Annotated in this window: 18 protein-coding genes and 1 pseudogene; 8 read left to right on the top strand and 11 right to left on the bottom strand. The window is 69.0% G+C overall.

Translation table 11 applies throughout. The features are described 5' to 3' along the window. Positions 1–155: 155 nt before the first annotated feature. Both ACFYXH_RS23930 and ACFYXH_RS23925 read left to right on the top strand, forming a co-directional pair. The gene (locus tag ACFYXH_RS23930; protein ID WP_389566801.1) at positions 156–2,303 is read left to right on the top strand and encodes an RICIN domain-containing protein; all 2,148 of its coding nucleotides are present in this window, start codon (positions 156–158) and stop codon (positions 2,301–2,303) included. A 90-nt stretch (positions 2,304–2,393) separates the two neighbouring features. After that, positions 2,394–3,461: pseudogene (locus ACFYXH_RS23925) on the top strand (ThuA domain-containing protein); the annotation flags it as partial. Between the two features lie 90 nt (positions 3,462–3,551). On the opposite strand, the gene ACFYXH_RS23920 reads toward ACFYXH_RS23925, so the two are convergent. Then, complete coding sequence (locus ACFYXH_RS23920) at positions 3,552–4,445, bottom strand: LysR family transcriptional regulator (RefSeq protein ID WP_389566369.1); 894 nt, start codon at positions 4,443–4,445, stop codon at positions 3,552–3,554. A gap of 130 nt (positions 4,446–4,575) precedes the next feature. Between ACFYXH_RS23920 and ACFYXH_RS23915 the strand changes: the two genes are divergently transcribed. From ACFYXH_RS23915 to ACFYXH_RS23900, 4 genes are all read left to right on the top strand, one after another. Further along, positions 4,576–5,484 carry a DMT family transporter gene (locus ACFYXH_RS23915; RefSeq protein ID WP_389566799.1) on the top strand — a complete coding sequence of 303 codons (909 nt, stop codon included), beginning with the start codon at positions 4,576–4,578 and terminating at the stop codon, positions 5,482–5,484. Positions 5,485–5,634: 150 nt separating this feature from the next. Continuing rightward, a complete protein-coding gene (locus ACFYXH_RS23910; protein ID WP_389566367.1) occupies positions 5,635–6,030 on the top strand; it encodes a DUF485 domain-containing protein in 396 nt (131 codons plus the stop codon). After that, a complete protein-coding gene (locus ACFYXH_RS23905) occupies positions 6,027–7,643 on the top strand; it encodes a cation acetate symporter (RefSeq protein WP_389566365.1) in 1,617 nt (538 codons plus the stop codon). Before ACFYXH_RS23910 ends, ACFYXH_RS23905 begins: the two co-directional genes overlap by 4 nt. A 52-nt stretch (positions 7,644–7,695) precedes the next feature. After that, a complete protein-coding gene (locus ACFYXH_RS23900; protein WP_389566362.1) occupies positions 7,696–8,202 on the top strand; it encodes an SRPBCC family protein in 507 nt (168 codons plus the stop codon). 42 nt (positions 8,203–8,244) lie between these two features. Here the strand turns inward: ACFYXH_RS23900 and ACFYXH_RS23895 are convergent, their stop codons facing one another. From ACFYXH_RS23895 to tdh, 3 genes are read right to left on the bottom strand one after another with little or no spacing between them, the layout of a single operon-like run. Continuing rightward, positions 8,245–9,159: a LysR substrate-binding domain-containing protein gene (locus tag ACFYXH_RS23895; protein ID WP_389566359.1), complete on the bottom strand. Its 915-nt coding sequence runs from the start codon at positions 9,157–9,159 to the stop codon at positions 8,245–8,247. Positions 9,160–9,181: 22 nt separating this feature from the next. Continuing rightward, positions 9,182–10,363 (bottom strand): glycine C-acetyltransferase, encoded by a 1,182-nt coding sequence (locus ACFYXH_RS23890; protein WP_385303154.1) that lies wholly within the window; start codon positions 10,361–10,363, stop codon positions 9,182–9,184. A 36-nt stretch (positions 10,364–10,399) separates the two neighbouring features. Continuing rightward, positions 10,400–11,428: an L-threonine 3-dehydrogenase gene (gene tdh, locus ACFYXH_RS23885; protein ID WP_327327631.1), complete on the bottom strand. Its 1,029-nt coding sequence runs from the start codon at positions 11,426–11,428 to the stop codon at positions 10,400–10,402. Positions 11,429–11,897: 469 nt separating this feature from the next. On the opposite strand from tdh, the gene ACFYXH_RS23880 reads away from it, so the two are divergent. Then, positions 11,898–12,038: a hypothetical protein gene (locus ACFYXH_RS23880; RefSeq protein ID WP_389566356.1), complete on the top strand. Its 141-nt coding sequence runs from the start codon at positions 11,898–11,900 to the stop codon at positions 12,036–12,038. 218 nt (positions 12,039–12,256) lie between these two features. On the opposite strand, the gene ACFYXH_RS23875 is transcribed toward ACFYXH_RS23880, so the two are convergent. The 4 genes from ACFYXH_RS23875 to ACFYXH_RS23860 form a co-directional block, all read right to left on the bottom strand. Continuing rightward, positions 12,257–12,778: a two-component system response regulator gene (locus ACFYXH_RS23875; RefSeq protein WP_389566353.1), complete on the bottom strand. Its 522-nt coding sequence runs from the start codon at positions 12,776–12,778 to the stop codon at positions 12,257–12,259. A gap of 206 nt (positions 12,779–12,984) precedes the next feature. Beyond that, on the bottom strand, positions 12,985–13,884 hold the full coding sequence (locus ACFYXH_RS23870) for a DUF6397 family protein (RefSeq protein ID WP_389566350.1): 900 nt from the start codon (positions 13,882–13,884) through the stop codon (positions 12,985–12,987). 119 nt (positions 13,885–14,003) lie between these two features. Next, positions 14,004–14,408 (bottom strand): roadblock/LC7 domain-containing protein, encoded by a 405-nt coding sequence (locus ACFYXH_RS23865; RefSeq protein ID WP_362683852.1) that lies wholly within the window; start codon positions 14,406–14,408, stop codon positions 14,004–14,006. 85 nt (positions 14,409–14,493) lie between these two features. Next, the gene (locus ACFYXH_RS23860) at positions 14,494–15,099 is read right to left on the bottom strand and encodes an ATP/GTP-binding protein (protein WP_389566347.1); all 606 of its coding nucleotides are present in this window, start codon (positions 15,097–15,099) and stop codon (positions 14,494–14,496) included. 287 nt (positions 15,100–15,386) lie between these two features. Between ACFYXH_RS23860 and ACFYXH_RS23855 the strand changes: the two genes are divergently transcribed. Further along, on the top strand, positions 15,387–15,953 hold the full coding sequence (locus ACFYXH_RS23855) for a GNAT family N-acetyltransferase (protein WP_389566345.1): 567 nt from the start codon (positions 15,387–15,389) through the stop codon (positions 15,951–15,953). 223 nt (positions 15,954–16,176) lie between these two features. On the opposite strand, the gene ACFYXH_RS23850 is transcribed toward ACFYXH_RS23855, so the two are convergent. From ACFYXH_RS23850 to ACFYXH_RS23840, 3 genes are read right to left on the bottom strand one after another with little or no spacing between them, the layout of a single operon-like run. Beyond that, a complete protein-coding gene (locus ACFYXH_RS23850; RefSeq protein ID WP_389566796.1) occupies positions 16,177–16,569 on the bottom strand; it encodes a DUF742 domain-containing protein in 393 nt (130 codons plus the stop codon). 22 nt (positions 16,570–16,591) lie between these two features. Then, a complete protein-coding gene (locus ACFYXH_RS23845) occupies positions 16,592–17,014 on the bottom strand; it encodes a roadblock/LC7 domain-containing protein (protein ID WP_327327624.1) in 423 nt (140 codons plus the stop codon). Then, positions 17,011–19,518: a nitrate- and nitrite sensing domain-containing protein gene (locus ACFYXH_RS23840; RefSeq protein ID WP_389566341.1), complete on the bottom strand. Its 2,508-nt coding sequence runs from the start codon at positions 19,516–19,518 to the stop codon at positions 17,011–17,013. The genes ACFYXH_RS23845 and ACFYXH_RS23840 overlap by 4 nt, the downstream gene beginning before the upstream one ends. Between the last annotated feature and the right edge of the window lie 25 nt (positions 19,519–19,543).

Raw genomic sequence — 19,543 nt, 5'->3', positions numbered from 1 at the left:
AACCCCTCACCGAGCCGTCCCACCGGCTCATCGGCACAGGAGAAACCGTGCTCAGATCGCAGCGAACGCCCGGAGCGGGTCGCCACAGCTTCACCCGCGCCCGCCCCACACGTCCCCTCGTAGCCGCTTTCATCGTCGTGGCCACGGCCGGTTCGGTGCTGGCTGCCGTCCCGACCACCCAGGCGGCCACCCCGCTGCGGGCGGCCGCCACTGCCGCCGCGCTGCCCTCCGGCTGGGCCACCGTGGTGAACAGCGGCAGCGGCAAGTGCCTGGACGCGCGCTCGGCCGCGACCGTGAACGGCACCGCCGTCCAGCAGTACGCCTGCAACAACTCCACAGCCCAGCAGTGGAGTTTCACCGCAACCAGCGACGGCTTTGTGCGGATCAACAACCGCAATGACGCCAACCAGGTGGCAGACGTGAGCGACGTGTCCACCGCCGACAACGCCGCGGTGCATCTGTGGACGTACGGCGGCGGCGACAACCAGCAGTGGCAGGCCGTGGACGAGGGCGGCGGCGCGTACCACTTCGTCAACCGCAACAGCGGCAAGTGCCTGGATGTCCCCTCCGCCTCGACGGCCGACAGCGTCCAGCTCGTGCAGTACACCTGCAACGGCACGGCGGCCCAGCGGTTCCAGGTCACGCCCGTCACCACCGCGCCCAACGACGTCGACCTCGGTCCGAACGTGGTCGTCTTCGACCCGTCGATGCCGTCCTCGACCATCCAGAACCGGCTCAACTCGATCTTCCAGCAGCAGGAGACCAACCAGTTCGGCTCCCAGCGCTATGCGGTCATGTTCAAGCCGGGCACCTACAGCAATGACGTCAACGTGGGCTTCTACACCCAGGTTCTGGGCCTCGGCCAGTCGCCCGACTCGGTGACGATCAACGGCGCGGTGCATGTCGAGGCCGACTGGTTCCCGCCGCAGAACGCCACCCAGAACTTCTGGCGCGGTGCCGAGAACCTCTCGGTGAACCCGACGGGCGGCACCGACCGGTGGGCGGTGTCCCAGGCGGCTCCGTACCGGCGCATGCACGTCCGCGGCAATCTCGCGCTGGACGACGGCGGCTGGGCCAGCGGCGGCTTCATGGCCGACACCAAAATCGACGGGCAGGTGCGGTCCGGTACGCAGCAGCAGTGGCTGACTCGCAACTCCCAGCTCGGCAGCTGGACCGGCGCCAACTGGAACATGGTCTTCGTCGGCAGCCAGGGCGTCCCGGCGACGAGCTTCCCCAGCCCGCCCTACACGAGCGTGAACCAGAGCCCGACGGTCCGCGAGAAGCCCTTCCTGTACGTGGACAACGCCGGCGCCTACAAGGTGTTCGTACCGTCCCTGCGGGCCAACTCCTCGGCCACCACATGGGCCGGCGGCAACGCCGCCGGCGCCTCACTCGGCATCGACCAGTTCTTCGTCGTGAAGGCCGGCGCGACCGCCGCACAGATCAACGCCGCACTGGCCGAGGGGAAGAACCTGCTGGTCACCCCGGGCGTCTACCATCTGAACCAGACTCTGCGGGTGACCCGCCCCGACACCGTGATCCTGGGCCTCGGCCTCGCCACCTTCGTCCCGGACAACGGCGTCACGGCCATGACGGTCGCGGACGTCGACGGCGTCAAGGTCGCGGGCATCCTCTTCGACGCCGGTACGACCAACTCGCAGACCATGATGGAGGTCGGCCCGGCCGGCTCCTCCGCCGGCCACTCGGCCAACCCGACGTCCCTGCACGACGTCTTCTTCCGGGTCGGCGGCGCCGCGGTGGGCAAGGCGACAACCAGCCTGGTGGTCAACAGCGACAACGTCATTGGCGACCATATGTGGATCTGGCGCGGTGACCACGGCACCGGCATCGGCTGGAACACCAATACGGCGGACACCGGACTTGTCGTCAACGGCGACAACGTGACCATGTACGGGCTGTTCGTGGAGCACTACCAGAAGCACCAGACGATCTGGAACGGCAACGGCGGGCGCACGTACTTCTACCAGAACGAGATGCCGTACGACCCGCCCAACCAGGCCGCCTGGATGCACGGCTCCACCCAGGGCTATGCCGCGTACAAGGTCGCCGACTCGGTCACCAGCCACCAGGCGTTCGGGCTTGGAAGCTACTGCTTCTTCAACGCGAATCCGAGCGTGACCGCCGAGCACGCCTTCGAAGTACCCGACAACCCGAATGTGCGCTTCCAGAGCATGGTGACCGTCTCGCTCGGTGGCACCGGAACGATCCGCCATGTGATCAACGGCCGGGGTGGTCCTTCCAACTCCTCGACCAATGTGGCCAACCTCGTCAGTCATCCCTGACCCGTACTTCCCGCAGCACACCGGCCGGTCCGGAACCCGACAGCCATCGGGTCCGGACCGGCCCCCTCCGCACGGAAAGGTGGTTTCCGGATGCACAGAATCAGAAGCGGCTCGGCACGGATCGGCTTACGGGTGCTCCTGCTGCTGGCAATGCTCCTCGGCCTGAGCGCCGCTCCCGCGTACTCCGACACGATGGTCCCGCAGGCCGCACAGGCACCGCAGGCACCGCAGGCACCGGCGTTCAAGGTGATCGCCTTCTACAACGGGACCTGGGACGCGGCCCACATCAGCTTCGTCAAGGAAGCCAATCAGTGGTTTCCCCGGACCGCCGCACGCAACAACTTCTCGTACACCTCGACCAACAACTGGGATCTGCTCAGCAGCATCACGCGGGACCAGTATCAGGTGGTGCTGTTCCTGGACGATCGGCCGCAGACGGCAGCCCAGCGCTCGGGGTTCGAGCGGTACATGCGGGCCGGCGGGGCCTGGATGGGGTTCCACGTTTCCGCATTCACCACCAACGCGCAGGAATGGCCCTGGTACCACAACCAGTTCCTCGGCAGCGGCAACTTCAAGTCGAACACCTGGGGGCCGACGACCGCGGTACTGCGAACCGAGGACAGGACGCATCCCTCGACCGTGGGACTGCCCGCCACCTTCACCTCGTCGGTGAGCGAGTGGTACAGCTGGCAGAACGACCTGCGCAACAACCCGGACATCAAGATCCTCGCGTCCGTCGACCCGATGAGCTTCCCGCTGGGCACCGACCCCAACCAGTCCTGGTACAGCGGCTATTACCCGATCCTGTGGACCAACACCACATACAAGATGCTCTACGCCAACTTCGGCCACAACGCCATGGACTACGGCACGGGGACGACGCTGTCCTCCTCGTTCGCCAGCGAGACACAGAACCGGTTCCTGGTGGACGGCCTGAAGTGGCTGGGCGGCGGTGCGGGTGATCCGGCGCCGACCGATCCGATATCCGAGACCGCGTGGTATTCACTCGCCGGCAGCGCGAACGGCGCCTGTGTGGACGCGCGCGGAGCAGCCACCACCAATGGGACCGCGATCCAGCAGTACATGTGCAACCGGACCGCGGCTCAGCAGTATCAATTCCGCTCCACGGACAGCGGGTTCATGCGCATCGGCTTCCGGCTCACCGCACAGCCCTGACGGCCCAGGAGCGAGCGAGCCGCCGTGCGGCGGTTATGAACGCGCGCGGCGGTCCCGGGCCGGCCGGACGCTCTACTCCCCCGCCGCGTCCCGCAGGGCGTCGATCAGCCCGCGCAGCGCGGGCTGGGGAAGCGAGGTCTCCCGTACTGCCGCGTAGATGCCGCGGACCGGCTCGGGGCCGCGGACCTTGCGTACGACGACACCGGGGTGCCGGTTTCCCAGTCCGATGAGCGGCATCAGGCTGATTCCGAGGCCCGCGGCGACGAAGCCCTGTGCTGTGGCGTAGTCCTCGCTCTCCACCACGAAGTTGGGAGTGAAGCCAGCCGCGGCGCAGGCGTCGAGCACGATCTCGAGGCAGGGGCCGACCGGCCATTCGTTGCCGACCCACGGCTCGTCGGCGAGGTCCGCCAGATCGAGTACGCGTTTCGCGGCGAGGTGGTGACCCTTGGGCAGCACGGCCCGGTAGGGGTCGTCCAGCAGGTGCACAAGGCGGATGTCGTCGCGCGGCCGGTCACGGGGGTGGACCACGACGGCAAGGTCGGCGCGGCCCTGCTTCACCTCGGGCAGCGGGTCGTCGGGGTCGATCAGCTTGAGGTCGACCTGTACGCCCGGAAACTCACGGCGGAGCCCGGCCAGCGCCGGAGCCACCAGCGTGGCGCCGGCTGTGGCGAAGTAGCGGATCGACAGCCGACCCGTGCGCCCCTCCCGCAGGTCCGCGAGCGCTGTCTCCGCCTCGGCAAGGTTCTTGCTGATGATGGCCGCGTGCTCGGTGAGCAGGCGGCCTGCGGCCGTCGGCTGCACGCCCCGGCCGACCCGTTCCAGCAGCGCCGTTCCGGCCTGCTTCTCCAGCGCTGCCACCTGCTGGCTGACGGCGGACGGCGTATAGCCGAGATTCGCCGCTGCCGCGGTCACCGAACCGCTGGTCACCACGGCCCTCAGGACCTGCATGCGTCGCACATCAAGCATGTAGGAGAGGTTAACGGACCATGCAGCACTTTTCACTAGTCGTACAGCGTTGGCTGAGGCACGGTGGACACCGGACGAGCGAAGAGGGAGACGAAACGTGTTCAGCGGCGGACGTGGAACGTTGGTGCGGATGGGCGTGCTCGCCCTTCTGTGGGGATCGGGCTTCCTCTGGATCAAACTGGCCCTGAACAACGGCCTGTCGCCCGTCCAGATCACCTTCACCCGCTGCGCACTGGGCGCACTGGTCCTGGCCGCGCTGTGCTTCTCCGCGCGTCAGCGCCTCCCCCGCGACCGTGCCACCTGGGGCCATCTCATCGTGGCCGCCTTCTTCTGCAACGCGTTGCCCTTCGCCCTGTTCAGCATCGGCCAGCAGACCGTCGACTCCGGAGTGGCGGGGGCTCTGAACGCGACAACTCCCTTGTGGTCCCTGCTGATCGGCATCGCCATCGGCGCGGAACGCGGACCCCACCCGGTCCGCCTGGGCGGGCTCCTCCTCGGATTCGCGGGCACGCTGCTGATCTTCGCGCCGTGGCAGCAGAGCGGACTCGCGAGCTGGGGCTCCCTGGCCATCCTCGCGGCGGCGGTGAGCTACGCCGTCGCGTTCGCCTACATGGGACGCAAGCTCACCGGCAAGGGCACAGCCCCCATCGCGCTCTCCGCGGCGCAGCTGCTCACCGCGACAGGCCTGAGCACGCTCGCTCTGCCCGCCGGCGGCCTCCAGTCGGTGCACATCAACCTGGTCGGCGTGACCGCTGTCGTCGTTCTGGGGATCTTCGGCACCGGATTCACCTTTGCCCTCAACTACCGGCTCATCGCCGACGAAGGAGCGACCGGCGCCGCCACGGTCGGCTATCTGCTGCCGGTGGTCTCGATGGCGCTGGGCGCGATCGTGCTGAGTGAGGAGCTCACGGACCGGGTCGTCGCGGGAATGGTCGTGGTGCTTGTGGGCGTCGGCCTGACCCGGTGGCGGAAGCGGACGCCGGTGCCATCGGCAGAGGTGACGAAGGAGTCGTCGCTCAGCCGGCAAGCCGCGGCGTAGTGGTGCGGCGTAAGGGCCGTAGCGGTTGTAGCAACTGACCGACCGGACAGTCCATGCAACAATGCTCCGGCAGCCGCTACCCGTCGGTAACGTAGCCGCCCGCCCCCGCCATGCCCTGCCCTGCCCAGCCGTCCGCGAAGGCACACCGCGATGTCGTACTACCCTCCGCCGCCCTCATATCCCGAGCAGCCAGGACAACCCCACCACTCCTGGCAGGCGCCGCCCCCGCCCCCCGTGCCGCCGGCCGATCCCCGCCGCGAGATACGCACGCTGAGCGCCGCGTACCAGCGCCTGCGCCGTGTGGCGAGCCTGACCGCCCTCGGGTACTTCGTGCTGTTCCTCCTGCTCTCCGCATATCTTCCGGGGCTGATGACCACCAAGATCACCGGTGGTCTCACCATCGCCCTCATGCTCGGCCTGATCCAGCTGCCGGTGACCCTCATAGCCGTCGCCGCGTACGAGAAGTCCGCGCGCCGCCGGGTCGACCCGCTCGCCGAAGCCGTACGTCTCCAGGCCGACCCGACCACCGAGGGAGCACGCCGATGAGCGGATTCGGCTCCGAGGCCCAGACCATGTCCTTCGTCGCGTTCATCGCGGTGACCACAGTGACCCTGCTGCTGTGTGTGATGACCGGGCCCGACCGCGAAGACCTGGACGAGTTCTACACCGGCTTCCGCTCCCTGACCCCCATGCAGAGCGGACTCGCCATCGCCGGCGACTACATATCCGCCGCGAGCGTGCTGGGCACCATCGGCGTCATCTCGCTGGTCGGCCAGGACGGACTTGTCCTCGCCCTCAGCACCGCGCTCTCCCTGGTGCTGCTGATGTTCCTGCTGGCCGAGCCCCTGCGTAACGCGGGCCGGTTCACCATGGGCGACGTACTCACCCGCCGCGCCCCGAGTCCCGCCGTCCGCATCACCGCATGCCTCGTCACGCTCACCGCACTCTTCCCGTTGCTGATCTTCCAGCTGGCGGGCGCCGGCGATCTGCTGGCCTTCGTCCTCGGCATGGACTCTGCCGGATTCAAGACCGTCTCCATCGTGATTCTCGGCCTGCTGATGATCATCTACGCGGCCATCGGCGGTATGAAGGGCACCGCCTTCATTCAGATCGTCAAGACCGTGGTGCTGTTCGCCGCGGCCATCGCGATCGCCTCGCTCATCCTGCACCGCTTCGACTTCAGCATCCCCTCACTGCTGGACGCCGCGGCACGCGGAAGCGGTGCGGGCGATGCCTATCTCACACCGGCGCTCCAGTTCGGCGGCGACGGACTCGACATGATCAGTGCCCAGCTGACCGTCGTCCTCGGCGCGGCGTGCCTGCCGCACATCACGATGCGTATGTTCAGCTCCCGCAGCGCACCCGCCGTGCGGCGCTCCATGTCCTGGGCCGTCTCCACCGTGGTCATCATGTGTGTGCTCAGCGCCGTGATCGGCTTCGGAGCCGCCGCGATCGTCGGCCGCCAGCAGATCACGGCCGCCGATCCGCAGGGCAAGACCTCGATCCTGCTGGTCAGTCAGGCAATCATGGGCACCGAGGTGTCAACCTTCGAGACGCTGCTGTTCACCGCGATGGCCACCGCGATCTTCCTGACGCTGCTGGCCTCGGTCGCCGGCATCACGCTCGCCTGTGCCAACACGCTGGCCCACGACCTCATCACACACGGTCTGCGAGGCAAGCAGGTACTGCGCGACAGCACCGAGATGACGATCGCCCGCACGACAGCCGCGGCAGTCGGTCTTGCCGCGATCTTCCTCGCGGCCGGTTCCCGGCACGTGAATCTGCAGGCGATGGTCACCCTTTCCTTCTGCATCGGCGCCTCGGCGGTCGCACCCGCCCTCGTCTACAGCCTCTTCTGGCGGCAGTACAACCGCACCGGGCTGCTGAGCACCCTCATAGGCGGCGCGCTGAGCGTCCTGATTCTCATCACCGGCACCACGCTCGTCTCCGGGTCCCCCCAAGCCATCTTCCCGGACGACGACTTCACCTGGTTCCCGTACACCACCACGGGCCTCGTCTCCATCCCGGTCGGATTCCTCGCCGGCTGGCTCGGCACTGTGCTCACCCGCAACAGAACGAGGGTCGGCGGCCTGCCGGAGTACGACTACGACGCGGTCGAGGCTTCCATCCTGGCCGACGCCGCACCGCCCCGTGGATGATCACTGGTGACCGCGCGACAGCGTCGCGCGCCCAAGAATCGGAGTCGTACCCATGGCACGCACTTTCACCGTTTCGGACAGCATCGTCATCGCCGCCGACCCGTCGACGATCTACGCCCAGGTCAGCAACCCTGCGCTGATGGGCCGCTGGAGTCCCGAGAACCGCGGCGCGGCGGTGCGCGACGGCCGTGAGCAGGCGTACGTGGGTATGGTCTTCGACGGTTACAACAAGCGAGGAGCCCTTCGCTGGACGACGCGGTGCACGGTGACCGCGGCGGATCCGGGTGAGCGGTTCGCGTTCCGGGTGCACGCCATAGGCAAGCGCCGGCCGGTGATGCCCGGCCGTATCGCCACCTGGGAGTACCGCTTCGAGGCGGTCGACGGCGGGACCCGGGTGACCGAGACCTGGACCGACGACCGGCGGTCCTGGCCCGACTTCCTGGCCCACGCGTTCGACAAGGCCGCGACCCGCGGGCATACGTTCGCCGACTTCCAGCGCCGTAACATCCGGACCACGTTGCGCAATCTCAAGACGGCGATGGAGCCGACGGCCGCCTGACCGATGTCTGCGCCCTCGTCCGGCAAGGGCGAGGGCTCGACCTCAGCCGGTGGAGAGCCCGGCCGCGGAGCTCGCCAGCGCGTCCAGCACCGGCCGGATCAGCGGGTGCAGCTCCGCTCCGCGGCGTACGGCGGCGAACACCCGGCGGGTCGCGGCCGGGCCCGTCACCGGTCGTACGACGGTGTCCTTGAGCTCCATCCCGCGCAGCGCCGAGCGCGGCACCAGCGCCACCCCTGCGCCGGCTCCGGCCAGCGCGACGACGGCGCGGAAGTCGTCCGAGGAGTGCACCAGACGGGGCTGGAATCCGGCGAGTTCGCAGGCGAGCAGCACCATGTCGTGGCAGGGATTGCCGGGGTACGGACCGATCCAGTCGCTGTCCGCGAGCTCGGCGAGCTCCACCCGCTCGCCCGCGCCGAGAGGGTGGTCGGCGCGCAGGACGGCGTCGAAAGGCTCCGCGTACAGCGGTACGCGGGCCAGCCGCCGATCGCCCTCGCCGGGTGCGCCCCGATACTCGACCGCGACGGCCAGATCCGCCTCACCGTCGAGCACCAGCGGCAGGCTCTCGTCGCCCTCGGCGTCCCGTACCCGTACCCGGATGTCCGGATGGTCCGCGGCGAGGCGCCCTATGGCCGGGGCGACGACCTCGGCGATGCCCGTGGCGAACGCGGCGACGGTGACCTCACCGGCCGCGCCGCCCGCGTAGGCCGCGAGCTCCGCCTCGGCCCGCTCCAGCTGCGCGAGCACGGCATGGGTGTGGGCCAGCAGGATCTCGCCCGCGGCCGTCAGCCGTACGCCCTTGCCGCTGCGGATCAGCAGTGCATGGCCGGTCTCCTGCTCGAGCGCGTTGAGCTGCTGGGAGACGGCCGAGGGGGTGAGATACAGCGCGGAAGCCGCGGCGGTCACCGTTCGGTGGTCCGCCACGGCCCGCAGGATACGCAGCCGCCGGGGGTCGATCACCCAGCCATTTTGCCAGCCTCAGTCAGCCCTTCAGCGCCTGGCGTGCGTCGATGAATGCGGCGACGGCCCGCTCCACGTCCTCGGTGGAGTGCGCGGCGGAGAGCTGGACCCGGATCCGGGCCTGGCCCATCGGGACGACGGGGTAGGAGAAGCCGATGACGTACACGCCGCGCTCCAGCAGGAGTTCGGCCATCCGGCCGGCCTCTGCGGCGTCGCCGATCATGACGGGGGCGATGGCGTGGTCGCCGGGCAGGATGTCGAAGCCCGCCTCGGTCATCTTCGTCCGGAAGAGGGCCGTGTTCGCGTTCAGCCGCTCGCGCAGGTCGCCGGCGGACTCCAGCAGGTCGAGGACCTTGAGGGAGGCGGCGGCGATCACCGGGGCGAGGGAGTTGGAGAAGAGGTACGGGCGGGAGCGCTGGCGCAGCAGGGCGACGATCTCGGCGCGGGCGGCGACATAGCCGCCGGAGGCGCCGCCGAGCGCCTTGCCGAGGGTGCCGGTGATGATGTCGACGCGGTCCATGACGCCGTGCAGCTCGGGGGTGCCGCGGCCGCCGGGGCCGACGAAGCCGACGGCGTGCGAGTCGTCGACCATGACCATGGCGTCGTAGCGGTCGGCGAGGTCGCAGATCTCGGCGAGCGGAGCCACATAGCCGTCCATGGAGAAGACGCCGTCGGTGACGATGAGGCGGCGGCGGGCGTCCTGAGTCTGCTTGAGCTGCTGCTCCAGGTCGGCGAGGTCGCGGTTGGCATAGCGGTGGCGGCGGGCCTTGGACAGCCGGATGCCGTCGATGATGCTGGCGTGGTTGAGGGCGTCGGAGATCACCGCGTCCTCGGGGCCGAGGACGGTCTCGAAGACTCCGCCGTTGGCGTCGAAGCAGGAGGAGTAGAGGATCGTGTCCTCCTGGCCGAGGAACGCCGACAGGCGCGCCTCGAGCTCCTTGTGGACGTCCTGCGTACCGCAGATGAAGCGGACGGAGGCCATGCCGTAGCCCCAGCGGTCCAGCGCTTCCTTGGCGGCGGCGACGACCTCGGGGTGGTCGGCGAGGCCGAGGTAGTTGTTGGCACAGAAGTTGAGTACGTCACCGGAAGCGACGGACACGGAGGCGCTCTGCGGCGTGCCGATGACGCGCTCGGGCTTGTAGAGACCGGCGGCGCGGATCTCGTCGAGGGTGGTACGGAGATCGTCGCGGACGGACGCGTACATGGTGGGGCTCCTTACGAAAAAGCTCGGACGAGAGGCTCAGACGGTCCAGTCGAGGATGATCTTGCCGCTGCGGGCGGTGGCAGCCTCGTCGAAGGCTGCGTCGAAGTCCTGGTAGCCGTAACTGCCGGTGATCACCGGGCTGAGGTCGAGTCCGCTCTCGAGCAGCACGGTCATCGCGTACCAGGTCTCGAACATCTCACGGCCGTAGATCCCCTTGATCGTGATCATCGAGGTGACGATCTTCGACCAGTCGACGGCGAACTCCTGCGCGGGCAGGCCCAGCATGGCGATACGTCCGCCGTGGGTCATGTTGTCGACCATGTCCCGCATGGCTTCCGGGCGGCCGGACATCTCCAGGCCGATGTCGAAGCCCTCCTTGAGTCCGAGCTGCCGCTGTGCCTCGGCGATATCGCTCTGGGCGACGTTCAGCGCGAGGGTGGCACCGGCCTTGCGGGCCAGCTGGAGCCGGGACTCGCTCACATCGGTGATCACGACATTGCGCGCGCCGGCGTGCCGGGCGACGGCAGCGGCCATGATCCCGATCGGTCCCGCGCCGGTGATCAGTACGTCCTCGCCGACCAGCGGGAAGGAGAGCGCGGTGTGCACGGCGTTCCCGAACGGGTCGAAGATCGCGGCGATGTCCAGGTCGACCTTCGTCCGGTGCACCCACACATTGGAGGCGGGCAGCGCGACGTACTCGGCGAAGGCGCCGTCGCGGCCGACGCCGAGGCCGATGGTGCTACGGCACAGATGGCGGCGGCCGGCGAGACAGTTGCGGCACTTGCCGCACACCAGATGCCCCTCGCCGCTCACCACGTCGCCGACCGCGATGTCCTCGACGTCCGCGCCGACGCGGGCGACTTCGCCGACGAATTCGTGGCCGAGGACGCGAGGCGTGGTGACGGCCTGCTGGGCCCAGCCGTCCCACGACCTGATGTGCAGATCGGTGCCGCAGATCCCGGTGCGCAGCACCTTGATCAGCACATCGCCTGCGCCGGTCTCCGGCTCCGGCACGTCCATGAGCCACAGCCCGGGCTCGGCATGCTGCTTGACAAGTGCCTTCATCGGGGCGGCTCCAGGCATCGTGGTGGGGCTGACCGGAGACAGTGCCGACGGCACCGGTCAGTGGACCTGCACCAATGTGCCCAGCTGTGACTGCAGAGTCCATCGAGGATTTCTTAAGCGGGCCAACAGCAGAGCTTCATGCAGGTCGGCCGGGTGAGAGCAACACGGTGTACGGCGAACGGGGACCGCACAGTGCAAGGCTTCCCGGAACTCCGGCTCCGCCCATTGGATCAGCTCCGGGTCTCGGTCGCACCTCATCGGGGGGGCCGGCACGTGCTGCTCAGCCGTACCGGCCGCGGTTACTCGCGCGGGGATCTGCTCCCCGCCTGGTCCTGGCCTCTGGCCCCTGGCCTTGGCCTGGCCCCGGGAATTCGGCGGCACCCTTCCACGCGTATCGAAATGATTGCGAACGGACCTGCGGCTCGCAATGCTCAAGCTCGTTCACCAACGGAAGGACAGGAACAACTTGGTGAAGAGGACCACGGCGGTGGCTTCGGTCGCCGTTGGCGCAGTCGCTGCCGGGCTGCTGAAGACCGGGGCGGCCGTCCGGGCGGCCCTGGGGCTGCCGGGCGACGAGCGTGGCGTTCTGCCGGTTTCCGCGGAGTGCTGATCGGGGGCCGCGGCACGGCGGATCGCCGCTGATCCGGCGGGGCCTCTCGCACATCCGGGTGCTGCCATCGGGCATCCCGCGAGAGGCCCCGCCAGGTGCGTTCGGCCGGGGCGACCGAGCTCCTTGCGGAACGGGTCGAGCACATTGCCGCCGAGGATCTTGCGGATGGTGTCCTCGGGCAGACCGCGCCGGTGCAGTGCCTCGGTGTGCGACGTGCGTCAGTCGATTCCGCGGGCGCTCCGGGCATGGTCTGCCGTGCCGCCCGGCTGACGTGCAACGCGCGCGTCGAGGAGGTCGGGAAGGTGAGCCCTGGGCGTTCCGCTCCTGTGCTCGGCCAGGGTTTTGAGCTGCTCACGCAGCTTCTGGTTCTCGGTGTACAGATCGGCGAGTGCCCTGACCTTCGTACGTACCACCCATGGATCGACGGGCTTGACCAGGAAGTCGGAGACGCCGAGGTTGTAGGCACGGGCGGCCAGTTCGTCGTCCCTGCCCAGTCCGGTCATCAGCACGACGGGCAGATTCCTGGTGTGATCCAGTCGTTTGAGATACGAGAGCACTTCCAGGCCGTCCATCCGCGGCATGACGACGTCGAGGATGACCACTGCGATGCCGCCGCGCAGGACGTTCTTCAGCGCTTCGTCCCCGCTGTGTGCCCGTACCACCGGACGCCCCACAGGGCGCAACAGGCTCTCTATCGCGAAGAGGTTGTCCTCGCGGTCGTCCACCACAAGGATCTTCAAGACACAGCCCGCATCCCTAGACCTCCCTCGTCAGGCGGCCACATCAGCGTACGCCGCACGCTGCGGCGAGGGCGGCCCCGTCCGTGTCCTTCGGCTCCCGCGGGGCTTCGGGGGTAGAGGCAGTATGAAGCCTCGGGCAGTGCGAAGCACCCGGCGTGGACGGGCCCTTGTTGTCCGGCATTCCCGAACCGGGCTCTCTGTCGCCGTCAGGCCACGGTTCTCGCCTTCCTGAACCGCAGGCGCGTCAACAGACCGCCACGGTACGGATTCCGGTGCACCGGCAGCAGTCGCGCGCCCCTCGGGACGGTCCCGGAGACCGTCCGGGGCTCGGCCTTGGGGACAGGGCGTGGCGCGGGGCGGAGCTCTCGCGCCTCCCGCAGCGCCTCGGCCAGGCTCACCCGATGCCAGAGAATCTCGTCCGGATGGTCCGCCAGGAGCAGCCGCTCCACCACTTCGCGCCCGGCCGGCGACTCCGGGCGCCCAGGGACGAGTTCGGGCCGGAGCACGCGCAGATGTGAGCGTTCATACGGATCGGTCGCCACCTCGGAGACCGTGACCGGGTCGAGCACGGAGGCGATCGCCGCCGCGCGCTCCCACGGATCCGCGGTCCTGCGCAGCAGCAGCCCAAGACTCCGCCCCCGCCAGTTGCGTGCGCGCCGGTCCTCACCCGCGTCCAGTACGGCTCGCAGCGCCGGCGGGGTTCTGCCGCTGAGGAGGCCGGGATGGGCGAGGGCGAACTGGCAGAGCTCTTCGGCCAGATAGAGCCAGACGACCGCGCGATAGCGGTTCAGATAGAACCGGACCGGGGTGAAGTGGCCTGTGCGGGCGAGCCGGGCGAAGCGCGCCGGGCTGATCGAGATGAGCCGTGCGCCTTCCACCGTGCCGACGGTCCGCACCCGCTCCCGCAGTGTGCCCGGGAATCCTTCCTTCCCGCGCAGCCGGTCGATCTCCTGCTGCTCGACCCTCGGCGGGCCGCCGCTCTCGCCGGCTGTGGTGCGAATGTGCCCGAGCTGGATCGCGAGATCGAACTCGCCCCGCTTCAAATCCAGTTCCTGAGAGGCCCGGCCCAGCGCCAGGCTGCGCGTTGCTGCTTGCTTCACCGTCATGACGGTCTCCCCCGTGAGGTGTGAATACTCTCGGTGACGACCGTAGCCCGAACCAAGCACACTTCGCCCGGCCTGTGGATAACTGCGAACCGGGCGCTGTCGAGCAGGGTTCCTGCAGGTCAGCGGGGGTCGCCACCTGGCTGCCTGGCGGCAACGCCCAGATGCTCGCCGACCCGGTTGACCATCAGCGTCATCTCGTACGCGACCAGGCCGACGTCGGCGTCGGCGGAGCTGAGTACACACAGGCAACTTCCGTCGCCCGCCGCGGTGACGAAGAGCAGCGCTTCGTCGAACTCGACCATGGTCTGGCGTGCCTTGCCGGCCCGGAAGTGGCGTCCGGAACCCCGGGCGAGGGAGTGCAGACCGGAGGAGACCGCGGCGAGGTGTTCCGCGTCTTCCCGCGCCAGTCCCGTGCTGGCCCCCGTCACCAGTCCGTCGTTGGACAGCACGAGTGCGTGCCGTATGTGTTCGATCCTGTTGGTCAGGTCGTCCAGAAGCCAGTCAAGTCCCTTGTCCAACGCCATGTTGGTCCTCCCCGCTCATACGTTCCCCGTGTCCCCGTTGTTGTCCGTAAGCCTTTCGTACGAGGGGCGGCACGGCAAGGTGCGGCTAGCCGACCGAATCCAGCAGCCGGGCCGTATGCATCCGCCCCGCGTACTCGACGAGTCGTACGAGCACCTCCTTTCCCGAATCCCGGTCGCGCGCATCGCACAGCACGACAGGAGTCCCTCGTTCCAGGTCGAGAGCGCGTGAGACTTCGTGCGCGCCGTACGTGCGTGCGCCGGCGAAGCAGTTGACCGCGACGACGAAGGGGATCCGGCGGTGTTCGAAGTAATCGACAGCGGGGAAGCAGTCCACGAGGCGCCGGGTGTCGGCGAGGACGACTGCTCCCAGCGCTCCCTGGGAAAGCTCGTCCCACAGGAACCAGAAACGGTCCTGCCCCGGAGTCCCGAACAGATAGAGGGACAGACCCGAGCGAATGGTGATACGTCCAAAATCCATGGCGACGGTCGTGGTGGTCTTCTTGTCGACTCCCCCGGTGTCGTCGACCGTGCTGCCCGCCTGGCTCAGCGCTTCCTCCGTACGCAGCGGCCGTATCTCACTGACCGCGCCGACCAGAGTGGTTTTGCCGACGCCGAAGCCACCGGCGACGAGTATTTTCAGCGCAAGGTCGGTCGTCTCCCCGCCAGTATTTTCAGAGCTCTCGGAAGCCATGTCATTTCCCTCAAGAGTGAGCCCAAGATTTCCGGCCCGCCTATGAAACTCGCAGGTCAGAACGGTCTTTGAGGTCTCGGTCAGCTGATTCTCGGAGTTGGTCCATGCCAGTACGCAGACAGCATGGCAAGCGCGGCCCTGCCCCGAGGGAAGGGATCGCTATTGGAGCGTTGTGACTGATACGGGTCCACTCGATGCCCGAACCAGCGCGCAATTCGATCCTGTCCCGGCGGGGCACGGGTGGATATTCGCTGGCGGGCGCGGGCGCCGTTGTTGAGGATCGAGTCATGCCCACGTTCCTGGTGACCGATCGTCTGGCGCTTCGCCCGTTCAGCGAGGCCGATGTGGACCATCTGCTCGACCTCGACAACGATCCCGAGGTCATGCGTTTCATCAACGGAGGCCGGCCGACGACGCGGGAAGCGGTCCGTGCCGAGTCCCTGCCCCGCTTTCTCCGTCACTATCCGTGTATCGACAACCGCGCGTTCTGGGCGGCCGAGGAGCGGACCACGAAGGAGTTTCTGGGCTGGTTCGTCTTCCGGCCGCTGGACGTCCACAGCAGTGCGGTGGTCGAACTGGGCTACCGGCTCGGCAGGGCCGCATGGGGCCGCGGCTATGCGACGGAAGGCTCGCGCGCGCTGATCCATAAGGGCTTCTCCGAACTCGGCGTGGAGCGGGTGGTCGCGAACACGATGACGGCCAACGCCCGTTCGCGCCGCGTGATGGAGAAGGCGGGTCTCACCTACGTCCGGACCTTCTTCGAGGAGTGGCCCGACATCATCGAAGGCTCCGAGCTCGGCGATGTCGAGTACGAGCTGACCTGGGCCGACTGGCAGCTGAGCACGAGGTCTTGAACGGCTCGAGGCCGGATCGGCTTCATGGGGTCAGCGGGTTCGGCGGCCAGGGCGTGTTTGAGAAGTAGCGCCGTCCGCCCGCAGGGCGGGCCCTGCGGCGTCTGGTGCGTGCAATCGCAAGGCGGAGGATCGCCCTCGTACTGGACGTACTTGGGCGACTCCGACAACATCGCGAGTGTGCGTGCCAGGGGTCACGGGGCAGGCGGGACTTCTCAAACACGCCCTACAGAGCCCGCAGGCCTGCGATCACCTCCCTGAGGATCCTCTCGTCGGGCAGCTGCGTCGGCGGCACGGGACGGCTGACCCTGATATAGCCCGCTTCGAGCAGATCGCCGAGGAGAACGCGTACGACACCGACCGGGAGGTCCGCGTCGGCAGCGAGTTCCGCGACGGACTGCGTCTCGCAGCGGCAGAGGGTGAGCAGCGCGCGGTGTTCGGGCCCGAGGAGGGACTCCTCCGCCGGGCCGGGTGCATCGGCGGCGATGTCGACGAGGGCGATCAGGTCGAACCGTACGTTGCTGGGACCCGGCTTGGTCCGCCCGCCGGTCATCGCGTACGGGCGGACGAGCGGGCCTGCGTCGGCGTCGTACCACTGACTGCCGCACATATCAGCCATGTCGGTCACGTCGTTCACGTCGTCACATCGCAGTGATGCGCGGCGGGGTGCGCAGATGCTCGCCGACGCGTTTGACGAGGCGGGCCATCTCATAGGCGATCAGGCCGATGTCGGCGACGACAGAGGTGAGCACGGCGAGGCAGGAGCCGTCTCCCGCGGCCGCCACGAAGAGGAAGCCGTCGTCCATCTCGACCATCGTCTGGCGTACGCCGCCGGCGTGGAAATGTCGCCCCGCGCCCTTGGCCAGGCTGTGGAATCCGGAGGCGACGGCGGCCAGGTGCTCGGCGTCCTCGCGGGTCAGCGCCGTCGATGCGCCGACCGGCAGGCCGTCGTTGGACAGCACGACCGCGTGGCGGACTTCGCCGACCCGCAGTACGAGGTCGTCCAGCAGCCAGTCGAGGTCGCCGAAAGTGTGGCGGGCTGCGGCTGACTCGTGCTCGGTCATGCTTCGTCTCCTTCGCTGCCGGGGGCGACCGTGCCGGGGGCGGCGCCGCCGCCCCGGGTCCAGCCGTTGCGGTACGCCGTCATGCGGTCCCGTACCTGTTCGGGGGTGCGTTCCGGGCTGTCGTCGGCGCCCGCGAGATCAACCGGCTCCTCGGCCTTGGGCTCCTCGCGCAGTTGCGGGACGAGGTGCGCCTGCCTGACCCGGCGCGGCAGTTCGCCGTCCGCGGTCTGCGGCGGGGCGCCGCGCAGGCGCAGCGCGGTGACGCCGGGCGGGACGGGGGTCACGGTCTGCGCTTCGAGCACCGGTCGTGGCACCGGGGCCGGGACGGGTGTGCCGTTGGTGCGCGGGGCGGGCTCGGTCGGCGCGGCCGCGGGGGGTTTGCCGTCGCCGGGGCCCGGGTCGCCGCGGGTGCCCGGCGGGGCCGAGAGGGCGCTCTGCAGCAGCGAGGTCGGCAGCAGCACCACCGCGGTGGTGCCGCCGTACGGCGAGGTGCGCAGCTGGACCTTGATCTCGCGGCGGAAGGCGAGCCGGCTGACGACGAAGAGGCCGAGCCGGTCACTGTCGAAGAGGTCGAGTGCTTCGGACTCCGCCAGTCTGCGGTTGGCTTCGGCGAGAACGTCCTTGCCCATGCCGAGGCCGCGGTCCTCGATCTCGAGGGCGTAACCGTTGCCGACGGGCTCACCGCTGATGCGCACCTTGGTGTGCGGCGGGGAGAACTGCGCGGCGTTCTCGACGAGTTCGGCCAGCAGATGGGTGACGTCGGCGACGGCGGTTCCGGCAATGGCGGTCTCGGGCAGTTGCCGCACCTCCACGCGCGCGTAGTCCTCGATTTCTGAGACGGCGGCCCGTACGACGCTGGTCAGCGGGACGGGCGTGCGCCAGGCTCGCCCCGGCGCCGCGCCGGACAGGATGATCAGGCTTTCGGCGTGCCGCCGCATACGGGTGGTGAGATGGTCGAGGCGGAAGAGGTCGCCGAGTTCGTTCGGATCGTCGGCGCGGCGCTCCATGGTGTCGAGCAGGGTGAGCTGGCGGTGGACCAGGATCTGGCTGCGGCGCGCGAGGTTGACGAAGACTCCCGAGATGCTGCCGGCGAGTTCGGCGCGTTCGACGGCGGCGCTCAGCGCGGCCCGGTGGACGGTTCCGAGTGCCTCGCCGACCTGGCCGATCTCGTCCTCGGCGGGGCGTCCCGGCGGGGCTTCGGCCTGGATGTCGATCTCTTCGCCGGTACGCAGCCGACGCATGGCGTGGGGCAGTTTGTGCCGGGCGATCTCGAGTGCGGTGTTGCGCAGGCTGATCAGTTCTACGACGAGGGCACGGCCGATGCGTACGGAGATGACCAAGGAGGCGACGACGGCGGCGAGTCCGAGGAGCACGGCTGCTCCGGCCGGGGTGAGGATGCCGTTCGCCACCGGGTCGGACCGGTCTGCTGCCGCGCGGCGGGCGTTCGTCTCGATGGCGCGCAGCCCGTCACCGACGGCCGCGTGGGCCTTGTCCCAGGCTTCGGCCGGGATGATCTGTGCCGCCTTGTGGCCTGCGGGCGCGGCGAGCACCTTGTCCTCGGCCGCCAGAAGCTGCCGGTAGGGGCTCTGCTGAGTGAGTTCTCGCCAGGCGGCGCGCTCGGGGCCGCGTAGATCGGTGACGGTCGATTCCGCGAGGCTCCGGCGGGTCCAGACGGCTCCGGTGAACAGCCGCTGCCGCTCCACGCCGAGGGACTTGGTGAGCTGCGCGGACGTGAGCAGAGCGTCCTCCCGGGCGAGCGTCTCGCCGGCCCGGGCGAACTCCAGGAGGACGCGGGCGTCGGAGCCGGGCCCGGTGTCCTGGATGCCGGTGAGTGCGCCGGAGACGCTGAACGCGGCGGTGACGGCGGCGGTGTACTGCTCGTAGGTCGCGTTCCAGGTGGCCTTGCGGTCGAGGACGGCGGTGCGCAGGGTGCGCAGTTTCTCGGCGCGGGTGACGAATTGGTCGAGGCGTCCCGCGACGGCGGCCGGCATGTCGCCGCCGGCGGCGACCGTGTGCTCGCCGTCGAGGTACAGCCCCTTCAAGACGTCGTCGGTGCGCCGGGCCTCCTGCTGGAGTGCGGCCGCACGCTCGTCGGATGGTGCCGCCACCTGGCGTACCGCTGCGCGCCGCTCGGCTTGCAGAGCCGCGACAGCGGCGGCGACGGGCGCGCGGACCTGGGTGTCGACGCGCTGCAGCTGGCGCAGTCGCGACACGTCCTGGGCGGTGGTGACGGTGGCGAATCCCCAGAGCGCGAGCAGCGAGACGACGGGCACCATCAGCAGAGAGATGATCTTCGCGCGTACCGTTCCGGGGCGCAGCAGCCATCGACCGCCGGTGTCGGCCGGGGGCTGGGGTGCGTCGGTCCGTAGCACCTGTCCGGTGTGTTCGACGGCGGGCGGCCCGGCATGTGCGCGTCGTCCGCGGGCTGCCGCCGCGGATGCGGGCGGCAGTGGGGGCGGGGGCGTGTTGGTGTCGGCGCCCGAAGTCCTGCGGGGTGTGCGCATGGCCTCCTCGTTCCGGGTACGGGGC

Origin of the sequence: Streptomyces sp. NPDC002730, assembly GCF_042888805.1 — a bacterium.
Lineage (GTDB): Bacteria > Actinomycetota > Actinomycetes > Streptomycetales > Streptomycetaceae > Streptomyces.
The sequence above is the reverse complement of the archived record's forward strand: the minus strand, read 5'-3'. Positions and strand labels throughout refer to the sequence as shown.

Bases quoted from the DNA above. Each gene is read 5' to 3' on its own strand.
- ACFYXH_RS23860 (WP_389566347.1), bottom strand. From the start codon at position 15,099: ATGGCTTCCGAGAGCTCTGAAAATACTGGCGGGGAGACGACCGACCTT.
- ACFYXH_RS23845 (WP_327327624.1), bottom strand. From the start codon at position 17,014: ATGACCGAGCACGAGTCAGCCGCAGCCCGCCACACTTTCGGCGACCTC.
- ACFYXH_RS23840 (WP_389566341.1), bottom strand. From the start codon at position 19,518: ATGCGCACACCCCGCAGGACTTCGGGCGCCGACACCAACACGCCCCCG.
- ACFYXH_RS23900 (WP_389566362.1), top strand. From the start codon at position 7,696: ATGGCACGCACTTTCACCGTTTCGGACAGCATCGTCATCGCCGCCGAC.
- ACFYXH_RS23920 (WP_389566369.1), bottom strand. From the start codon at position 4,445: ATGCTTGATGTGCGACGCATGCAGGTCCTGAGGGCCGTGGTGACCAGC.
- tdh (WP_327327631.1), bottom strand. From the start codon at position 11,428: ATGAAGGCACTTGTCAAGCAGCATGCCGAGCCCGGGCTGTGGCTCATG.
- ACFYXH_RS23855 (WP_389566345.1), top strand. From the start codon at position 15,387: ATGCCCACGTTCCTGGTGACCGATCGTCTGGCGCTTCGCCCGTTCAGC.
- ACFYXH_RS23865 (WP_362683852.1), bottom strand. From the start codon at position 14,408: ATGGCGTTGGACAAGGGACTTGACTGGCTTCTGGACGACCTGACCAAC.
- ACFYXH_RS23890 (WP_385303154.1), bottom strand. From the start codon at position 10,363: ATGTACGCGTCCGTCCGCGACGATCTCCGTACCACCCTCGACGAGATC.
- ACFYXH_RS23910 (WP_389566367.1), top strand. From the start codon at position 5,635: ATGTCGTACTACCCTCCGCCGCCCTCATATCCCGAGCAGCCAGGACAA.
- ACFYXH_RS23905 (WP_389566365.1), top strand. From the start codon at position 6,027: ATGAGCGGATTCGGCTCCGAGGCCCAGACCATGTCCTTCGTCGCGTTC.
- ACFYXH_RS23870 (WP_389566350.1), bottom strand. From the start codon at position 13,884: ATGACGGTGAAGCAAGCAGCAACGCGCAGCCTGGCGCTGGGCCGGGCC.
- ACFYXH_RS23915 (WP_389566799.1), top strand. From the start codon at position 4,576: ATGGGCGTGCTCGCCCTTCTGTGGGGATCGGGCTTCCTCTGGATCAAA.
- ACFYXH_RS23850 (WP_389566796.1), bottom strand. From the start codon at position 16,569: ATGGCTGATATGTGCGGCAGTCAGTGGTACGACGCCGACGCAGGCCCG.